General features: G+C 42.7%; 9 protein-coding genes and 1 tRNA gene. 8 read left to right on the top strand and 2 right to left on the bottom strand.

The genetic code is table 11. The annotated features are described in order from the left end of the window. The coding region (locus tag CXF82_RS09985) for an efflux RND transporter periplasmic adaptor subunit (protein WP_145991678.1) at positions 1 to 638 on the top strand (638 nt) is incomplete at its 5' end. A gap of 2 nt (positions 639 to 640) precedes the next feature. Then, positions 641 to 3,823 carry an efflux RND transporter permease subunit gene (locus CXF82_RS09980; RefSeq protein ID WP_101090191.1) on the top strand — a complete coding sequence of 1,061 codons (3,183 nt, stop codon included), beginning with the start codon at positions 641 to 643 and terminating at the stop codon, positions 3,821 to 3,823. Positions 3,824 to 4,078: 255 nt separating this feature from the next. Here CXF82_RS09980 and CXF82_RS09975 read toward each other — a convergent pair. Then, positions 4,079 to 4,169 (bottom strand) — tRNA-Ser (locus CXF82_RS09975). Between the two features lie 89 nt (positions 4,170 to 4,258). Further along, positions 4,259 to 5,503, bottom strand: coding sequence for a purine nucleoside transporter PunC (gene punC / locus CXF82_RS09970; RefSeq protein ID WP_101090192.1), 1,245 nt, complete (start codon positions 5,501 to 5,503; stop codon positions 4,259 to 4,261). Positions 5,504 to 5,620: 117 nt separating this feature from the next. Here punC and punR point away from each other — a divergent pair, with 117 nt between their 5' ends. The 6 genes from punR (at position 5,621) to CXF82_RS09940 (ending at position 8,806) form a co-directional block, all read left to right on the top strand. Further along, a complete protein-coding gene (gene punR, locus CXF82_RS09965; RefSeq protein WP_101090193.1) occupies positions 5,621 to 6,523 on the top strand; it encodes a DNA-binding transcriptional activator PunR in 903 nt (300 codons plus the stop codon). A gap of 202 nt (positions 6,524 to 6,725) precedes the next feature. After that, positions 6,726 to 7,379: a Bax inhibitor-1/YccA family protein gene (locus CXF82_RS09960; protein ID WP_101090264.1), complete on the top strand. Its 654-nt coding sequence runs from the start codon at positions 6,726 to 6,728 to the stop codon at positions 7,377 to 7,379. A gap of 57 nt (positions 7,380 to 7,436) precedes the next feature. After that, the gene (gene tusD / locus CXF82_RS09955; RefSeq protein ID WP_101090194.1) at positions 7,437 to 7,826 is read left to right on the top strand and encodes a sulfurtransferase complex subunit TusD; all 390 of its coding nucleotides are present in this window, start codon (positions 7,437 to 7,439) and stop codon (positions 7,824 to 7,826) included. A gap of 9 nt (positions 7,827 to 7,835) precedes the next feature. Further along, positions 7,836 to 8,192, top strand: a complete 357-nt coding sequence (gene tusC, locus CXF82_RS09950; protein ID WP_101090195.1) for a sulfurtransferase complex subunit TusC — start codon at positions 7,836 to 7,838, stop codon at positions 8,190 to 8,192. Next, positions 8,192 to 8,473, top strand: coding sequence for a sulfurtransferase complex subunit TusB (gene tusB, locus CXF82_RS09945; protein ID WP_101090196.1), 282 nt, complete (start codon positions 8,192 to 8,194; stop codon positions 8,471 to 8,473). Before tusC ends, tusB begins: the two co-directional genes overlap by 1 nt. A gap of 3 nt (positions 8,474 to 8,476) precedes the next feature. Next, positions 8,477 to 8,806 (top strand): TusE/DsrC/DsvC family sulfur relay protein, encoded by a 330-nt coding sequence (locus tag CXF82_RS09940; RefSeq protein ID WP_102044121.1) that lies wholly within the window; start codon positions 8,477 to 8,479, stop codon positions 8,804 to 8,806. Positions 8,807 to 9,142: the final 336 nt, after the last annotated feature.

The raw sequence follows: 9,142 nt of genomic DNA, 5'->3' as shown, positions 1-9,142 counted from the left end.
CTTATGACTCTCTAATTGAATCACGCAAAATTGGACTGGGCTCTTATGTCAGTATGGGCACCCAACTAGGGAAAGTGTTAAGCACTGCGGATGCCGAAATACGTCTGCCAATTGCCGATAAAGAGATTCAATTTTTAAACAATAAAGGTAAGAACGCAGAAGTTATCTTAAAAGGTGATTTCGCCGGCAAGCCTCAGGAGTGGAAAGCCACTATCGTCCGCAGTGAAGGCGTTATTGATAGTCGCAGCCGCATGACCTACCTGGTTGCAGAGGTTTCAGATCCTTATGGACTGAAAAGTAATCTGAACGAACTGCGCTATGGCACCTATGTAACTGCGACCATCGAAGGCTTACACGCGGGACAGGTCACTGAAGTCGCCCGTCACTTAGTTATTAATAACCAAGTGGCTGTTATAGATGATAAGGGTGTACTTAGGTACAAAGATGTGACTATCGTGCGTCAAATAGGTTCTAAGGTGATTATCACTGACGGACTCGACGTGGGGATGAACGTGATTACTTCCGCGCTTGATTATCCAATCGAAGGTATGCAACTTGCCCTTCCCAAAGATAAAGTGTTTGATGGTGAAGTTCTCGCCCCTAAACCAACGCAAATAGCGATGGGTGAGAAGGAATAACCATGATAGATACCCATAAAGGCGTAATCGCTTGGTTTGCCCGTAACAGTGTTGCCGCAAACTTATTAATGATCATCATTATTGTCGGCGGCTTGCTAACTGCAAACACGATACGCAAACAGTTTTTCCCAGCAGTTGAAATAAACTGGCTAGAATTCAACGCTGTATATCCAGGCGCAGCCCCACAAGAAGTTGAAGAAGGAATAACGATTAAGATCGAAGAAGCGCTCGAGAGCGTTCAAGGTCTTAAACGCGTAATTACCTATTCAAACCGTAACGTCTCTTCTGGCTATTTTAGAGTCGAAGACTCTTATGATCCTCAAGTGGTACTAGAAGAGGTTAAATCAGAAATTGATTCTATCTCGAGCTTCCCCGATGATATGGAACGTCCTAAAGTAGAGCGTATTAAACTTCGCCAAGAAGTGATGTACATGAGCCTCTATGGTGATTTAAACCAACGTCAGCTTAAAGATCTTGGTGAGAAAATACACGATGAATTACTGCAACTGCCTTTAGTTAATATCACCGATTTTTATGGTGGCTTAGGCTATGAAATTGCCATTGAGGTCAGTAAAGATCGCTTAAGGGAGTTTGGCTTAAGTTTTAACGATGTCGCTGCTGCAGTACGCGGTTACTCGCGCAACATGTCAGCAGGGCAAATACGCGCTGAAAACGGTTATATCAATCTGCGAGTGCAAAACCAAGCTTACGTCGGCTATGAGTTTGAAAGCTTACCGCTGCTCACTTTGCAAGATGGAACTACCCTGCTGCTTGGTGATGTCGCTACTGTCATTGATGGCTTTGAAGAAGGCATTCAATATTCAAAGTTCAATGGTAAAAACTCGGTCACCTTCTTTATTGGCGCCGCCAATGACCAAAGCCTAACCGACGTTGCTGATGTGGTAAAAGGCTATATAGCGGATAAGCAAAAAGAGCTGCCTAATGGCGTTACGCTAGAACCTTGGGTTGATATGACCTACTACTTAGAAGGCCGTCTTAACTTGATGTTAGACAGCATGAAAAGTGGCGCTATTTTAGTCTTTATCCTACTGGCTTTGTTCTTACGGGTAAGACTGGCATTTTGGGTGATGATGGGCTTACCTGTTTGCTTCCTCGGCACGTTGCTCTTCATGCCAACAGCAATGATCGATGTCACCATTAACGTCATTAGCTTGTTTGCTTTCATCTTAGTGCTCGGTATTGTGGTCGACGATGCCATTGTGATGGGCGAAAGTGCCCATGCTGAATGCGAAGAGAAAGGCCAGCATATCGACAATGTCATCCGGGGTGTCAAGCGGGTTGCAATGCCTGCGACCTTCGGAGTCTTGACTACGATAGCGGCGTTTTTACCGATAACACTGGATGATGGCCCCTCCTCTGCCTTTGGTAAGGCGATTGGTTTTGTGGTTATTCTTTGCTTAATATTCTCGTTAGTTGAATCTAAACTCATCCTGCCAGCCCATTTGGCACGCATGAAGCAACCGAAAGTAGTGCAACCTGGTTCTAAAAATCCATTAGATTGGCTGCGTAATATTGTGAATTACCTGCAGAAAAAGGTCGATACCGGCCTGAAAATACTGATCAGCCAGTATTACCGTCCCTCTCTAGAACTTGCCGTTAAATATCGCTACACGGTGATTATGATATTTATCAGTATGATTTTAATCTGTGCTGGGTTATATGCAGGCGGTTTGGTCAGATTTATTGGTCAGCCGAAAATCCCTCATGACTTTCCACGCATTACCTTCGAGATGAATATTGATGCTTCAGAAAAATCGACGTTAACCGCGGCACTGCAGATTGAACGTGCGCTGCGTGAGGTTGATGTTGATCTTGAAGCACAATACGGCCAGAAAATGATCTCCGACATGCAGGTTGAGTTGCGAGGTCGAACTTCAGCGCAGGTAATGACTAAGTTGGTTGACCCTGAACTTCGCCCTATGGATACCTTTGCCGTTGCCGAACTTTGGCGTCAAAACATGCCAAAGATCCCAGGTATGAAATCATTCACCATTCAAGATAACCTCTTTGGTGGTGGACGTGATGATGGTGATATTAGCTTCAGGCTCGAGGGTAAAGACGACGCACAATTAGTTGCTGCGGCTAAAGAGCTAAAAGCAAAGCTTAACACCTTAAAAGGTGTAGGCGATGTCAATGATAGCCGTCAATCGAGTGCGAAAGAGATCCAGTTCGAACTTAAGCCGCTGGCACATAGCTTAGGTTTAACATTGGCAGATATAGCAGGCCAAGTAGGTAATAGCTTTTATGGTCTAGAAGCCCAAAGGATTTTACGTAATGGTGAAGAGATAAAAGTGATGCTTCGCTATCCTGAAGAGCAGCGAAACTCAATTGCTCAGGTGTCTGATGTCAATATCAAAACACCACAGGGTGCTGAAATTCCTTTGTCTGAAGTGGCTTTGATTGTTGTCACCGACGGTGTTAACAGCATTCGACGTGAAAATGGTAATCGTACCATCAACGTTTGGGGTTCTGTTGATGCAGACCAGGCTGAACCGTTTAAGTTAGCCAAAGATGTTAGAGATAACTTCTTACCTGAATTATTGACTAAGTACCCAAGGGTTAAAAGTGAAGTGTCTGGCAATATCCAAGAGCAACTTGATAGTGCCGATACCCAGTTAAGAGATTTCCTCATCTCGATGCTAGTGATCTACAGCTTGCTTGCCGTGCCGCTAAAATCATACGCACAACCGATAATGATAATGGCTGTTATTCCATTTGGGGTAATTGGCTCTGTACTGGGACACATGCTGTTAGGTTTAGATCTGAGTGCTCTTTCGGTATTTGGTATTATCGCCGCCGCAGGTGTCGTGGTGAACGACTCCTTGGTGATGGTCGATTACATCAACAAGTCTAGAGAGTCTGGGATCCCGATGAAAAAATCGGTACTAGAGGCGGGTTGTCGACGCTTTAGAGCGATTATGTTGACATCACTAACAACATTTATCGGCCTAGTGCCTATTATGGCTGAGACCAGCATGCAGGCGCAGATGGTCATTCCAATGGCTGTGTCACTCGCTTTTGGTGTGTTGTTTGCCACAGTGGTTACTTTGGTGCTTATTCCTTGTCTTTACGTGACTATCGAAGACATAAAGCGATTGATTGGCAGTAAATCAAGAGCGGAAGAACCAATTGAAAATCAGGAGTTTTTAGAACCTGTGCTTTAAAATAGTACCCAGTAAGATCAACGTTAGTCGTATCAATTAGGTCGTCACCTATCTCAATCAAGCCAGTTGCTAATGTAACTGGCTTTTTTGTTGCTCTATTCAAATGAATCAAAGCAAAGGCCATTACAAAATAACAGGCTACGTCTTAATGTTGTGCCAAGATAGCGAACTTAAACAATAGCAACCCTAGGTTCGACGGGGTCTATTTTACAAAGCAAAAAGCCCGATATCTTTCGATATCGGGCTTTTCTAATGTGGCGGAGAGATAGGGATTTGAACCCTAGATAGGCTACAAACCTATGCCGGTTTTCAAGACCGGTGCATTCGACCACTCTGCCATCTCTCCGAACGCCGCGAATAATATAGCGCTCGATTAATCTTGTAAAGACTTTATTGTAGATTTTGACGCACTTGGTCAATTACACTGCAAATTGACTACTTTTCGTCTCTATCTACGCCAACTCTAGCCGGGTCAGGGAAAACAAAGTTTTTATTAGCCTCTTCCCATGACTTATAGTTACGCAGTTTAAAACCAACAAAAACAATAAATGAACTGAGCATGATACCCCAACCTATTGCGGTTTCGCCTTTACTCGCCCAAATAGCCACTAAGCTTGAAGCACCGAATGATAAGCTAATTTGTATGAAATTTTGAAGTCCTGCTGCTTTAGCGGCATTTTTCGAAAATTCCTGTAACGCACCATTCACCACTATCGGATAGATAGCACCATTACACGCTGCTAAAACAGAAAATGCTGCAAGCAATGGAAATATAGAAAGTCCTTTAACTAGAATCGTGACGATAACAATGGCAAATACACTGAGACCAAATATACTCAGAAGTACTTTAAGCGCAGCCTCAGAACCAGATTTACGAATAAGTGTCTTACTCGCATAACCGCCTAAAATAAACATTAGTGTTTGTGGAATGAAGCTAAGGCCGATTGCTGTTGCATCGAATCCATGCTGTTCCATTACCATTGGCCATACCGTAAGGTAGGAGAAAAACGCACCTGAGCATGCACCAAAGATAATAACGTTACCTAAATATTTGGTATTTTTTAAAATAGAAAGGTAACTAATCTGACTCGTTTGTTTTTCAGTGACCTTAGTTTCACTAGGGACAAAGAAAAATGTTAACGCAATCATGGCTACAGCTAAACAGCTCAATGTAATGAAGATACTTTCCCAACCAAAATACTGCAGTATAAAGGCACCCAAAAGTGGCGCCAATGCGGGTGAAAGCGCGACTAAAGGCATAATGTTTGAGAATACATTTTGTGCTTTGCTAGCATCGTATTTTTCAATCACTATGGCTTGCCAAATAACACCGGCAGAACAGGCACCGATAGCTTGCGCAAATCGGGAAAGGTTAAACACCAACATTGATTCGCTTGTCGCAAGTGAAAGACTCGCCAATGTAAATAAGGATAAGCCAAAAATAAGCGCGTTCCGTTTACCAAAACGTTCTACTATTGGACCATAGATTAGTTGACCTAATGCTAACCCAGCCAAGAAAAATGTTAATGACATTGCCACTTGTGAGGGGGATGTTGCCATTGTGTCTTCAATTGCTTTGAAAGCAGGCAAATACATATCAGTGGCGATGAATCCAAGCATGCTTAACAGCGCTAGGTAGGATAGAAATATATAGTATTTAGCGTTCATTAGAGATTTCATAAGTAAAAAATTGAATTTGGATTAATTAAGTCGGGCAGTGTAAACACTTGCTAAATGGCTGTGAAACGTTTATTTTTCATATTAGCCTTCAAAAAAACTCACAGCAGGATGTGAACCATGATTTCAGAACAATCTATGCGGTTAATTGATATGGTTGCGCGCGTAGGGAGCTTTACCGCTGCCGCCAACAAACTTCACAAAGTCCCTTCAGCTGTGAGTTACGCCGTTAAGCAAATTGAAGAAGAACTCGGGGTGATCCTATTTATTAGGCATCACCGCAGTGTTAGTTTAACGCCAGCGGGTGAGCATTTTGTAAAACAGTCACGCACTATACTCACTGAAATGGAAACCATGCGCTCTGACACTATTAGAGTGGCTAATGGGTGGCAACCTACTTTGTCTATCGCGTTAGATAACATCGTTCGTGCCGATAAAATCAGTAATTTGATTGCTGATTTCTATCGCACATTTGACAATGTTGAATTGATTATTCGAATTGAAGTCTTTAATGGGGTATGGGAGTCGATTGCAACGGGACGAAGCGATATTGCCATCGGCGCAACCACCGCGATCCCAGTGGGGGGAGATTACCATTTTAAAGACATGGGTGACATTGACTGGTGTTTTCTTGTCGGCAAAAATCACCCATTAGCAACAATTGACCGGCCAATTACTGATGACGAGCTACGTCAATACCCTTCGATTTGCTTAGAGGATACGTCTCGAGAGATCCCTAAACGCATGACCTGGTTATTAGAGAACCAACGACGATTAGTGGTACCTGATTGGGTCCGCGCCATTAATTGCTTCAGAGAAGGCTTAGGTATTGGCTACATGCCAGCACATTTTGCCTATCCTTTCATAAAAACAGGGGCGTTAATTGAAAAACAATTAGAGCGTCCAAAAAAGAAAAGTCCCTGTTGTTTAGCGTGGAATGATGCCAATAAGTCCCCCGCTATGGCTTGGGTATTGGATTACTTGGGCGATACCGAAAAACTGCATAAAGATTGGTTAGACTAAAAATTTGATCTTCAATCAGTGGGGATCAGTATTGATAATACCGATATACAGGCCATTAGCTTTATCCGGCCGTAAAGCTAGGGTATGATTCAGTAACTTAACGAGAGATTTGACACTTATTGAGATTATCGGGAACTACCGGATTAAATAAGGTTCAAACATACAGCTCGAGCATTTGTCTTCGGAGAAAGAAATGAAAGATATGACACAACAAACCGCCTACAGTAGTACGACTGTAGAGGTGAACAAACTGCTTAAAAATACCTACATGCTGCTATCAATGACGTTAGCTTTTTCTGCAGTATGTGCAGGTCTAGCAATGGCACTCGCGATCAGCCCAATGATGTCTTTGGGATTATCAATTGGTAGTTTGGTACTGCTGTTTGTGACATTACGTAAAGCAGAATCTAGCGCTGGTCTCTTCTGGGTATTTGCGTTCACTGGTATGCAGGGTGCATCACTGGGTTATATCCTTAACCATTACGCTGGCATGGCTAACGGCCCACAGCTTATTATGCAAGCGCTAGGCTTAACGTCCGTTATCTTTGTGGCCTTGTCTGGTTACGCGGTTACCACTAAAAAAGACTTTTCATTCATGCGCGGCTTTCTAATTGCTGGCTTGGTGATCATGGTTGTCGGCTTGCTGGTAAACATGTTCTTGGGTAATGGTATGGTCTTTATGGCCCTTAACGCGGGTATTGCATTATTGATGACCGGGTTTATTCTTTACGATACCAGTCGAATCATTAATGGTGGCGAAACAAACTACATCCGTGCAACTATCTCACTATATTTAGATTTCTTAAACCTTTTCGTCGCTCTGCTGCATTTAATGGGTATCGGAAGTGATGACTAATACCAATTAATTTTTATTGAGTTAAAATGGTCCTACTTAAGGGCCATTTTTTTTATTATGAGTAAATTTATTATCCAGGTTAACTCCCCTGCCTACGGCAGTTCATCGAGTTATAATGCCTATCGTTTTACCGAAACAGCCTTAAAAAATGGCCATGTCGTTGATAAAGTTTTCTTCTATCAAGATGGTGTACTCAACACTAATCATCTGAACAGCCCTGCAAGTGATGAATTTGATTTGGGTAAGGCGTGGTTATCGCTCAGTGAACGCTATAACGTGCCATTGGTTAATTGCGTCTCAGCGGCACTGCGGCGTGGCGTATTGTCACAGACTGACGCTAATGAAAACCAATTATCTCATTGGAATATGGAGCCTCCATTTATGATGGGTGGTTTAGGTGAGCTGGTGGTTGGAATAGAATCTGCCGACCGCTTGGTTAGTTTTTAGGAGTTAACGTTGAAAAAACTGTGTATTGTGTTTCGTCAAGGTCCTCATGGAAGCGCACAAGGTAGAGAAGCTCTCGATCTTGCGTTGTTGAGTGCCAGTTTTGAGCAGGAAGTCAGTCTTGTTTTTACTGATGAAGGCCTGTTGAACCTCCTTAATCATCAATCTCCAGAAACCATTGGTGCTAAGGATTATATTGCGACTTTTGGCGCCCTACCTCTTTATGATGTTGATACTATTTTAGTGTGTAAGGACTCAATGAAAGAGTTATCACTAGTGGAAGATGATCTTAAACTTGTGGTTGAGGTCTGCGAACCACGCATGATAGCGTCACACTTTAGCCAGGTTGATGAGGTCTTAGTATTTTAATGATTTTACATCATATCCAGTCTTCACCAATGCAAAGCTCAGCGTTAAAAACATGCTTACGCTACATAGATCCCTCTGACACCATTTTACTGTCAGGAAACGCGGTAAATTGCCTGTTAACTCAAGAATGGCAACAACGGTTGAGCCCATACACGTTAATGTTGCTCGCTGACGATGTTATTGCGCGTGGCTTACAAGCCCGCTTAAGCGCTTATAAGCACATTGACTATAGTGACTTTGTAGAACAGACGTTAACCCATAAGAAAGTGATTAGTTGGTAACAGATGATTGAATATAACGGACAGCAGATAGAAACAGATCGCCAAGGCTATTTAAAAGTTGTCAATGATTGGAGTCCAGAGCTTGCGTTGATCATTGCTCAAGATGAACAAATAGTGTTAACGGATGCACATTGGGAAGTCATTAACTTTGTCCGCCATTTTTATTTAGAATTTAAAACAAGCCCTGCGATCCGCGTGTTAGTCAAAGCGATAGGACAAAAGCTAGGAGCCGATAAAGGTAACTCAAAATACCTTTATACACTTTTCCCGATTGGCCCCGCTAAACAAGCAACTAAAATAGCGGGATTGCCTAAACCAGCAAAATGCATTTAGTGACTAGCTAGTTAACATTGCGTCATCATCAATATTGCCCCATCAAGCCCTATAAATAGGGCTTTTTTGTGGCTATTACTGCTGGCTAAAACAGGAACATACCAATTGTTCGTACAATCTTTAACAATGAATCTAGTGGATCAGCCTATGTAAATAACACGATTGCTAATGAATGGGGATCGAGCTGTAATCTGATGGTTGTTAGATGCGTTATTTCCCCTTCCCCAATCCGTTCAGCTGTCTACAGCGTTTATAAGCGCACGGAGCTTGGTTATGGGCGAGTTTATTCACACGGTAAATACGAGTGTCATTACCTAGGATTGCTAAATTCAAGAT

Source organism: Shewanella sp. GutDb-MelDb (genome assembly GCF_002836075.1).
Taxonomy (GTDB): Bacteria; Pseudomonadota; Gammaproteobacteria; order Enterobacterales; family Shewanellaceae; genus Shewanella.
The sequence above is the reverse complement of the archived record's forward strand: the minus strand, read 5'-3'. Positions and strand labels throughout refer to the sequence as shown.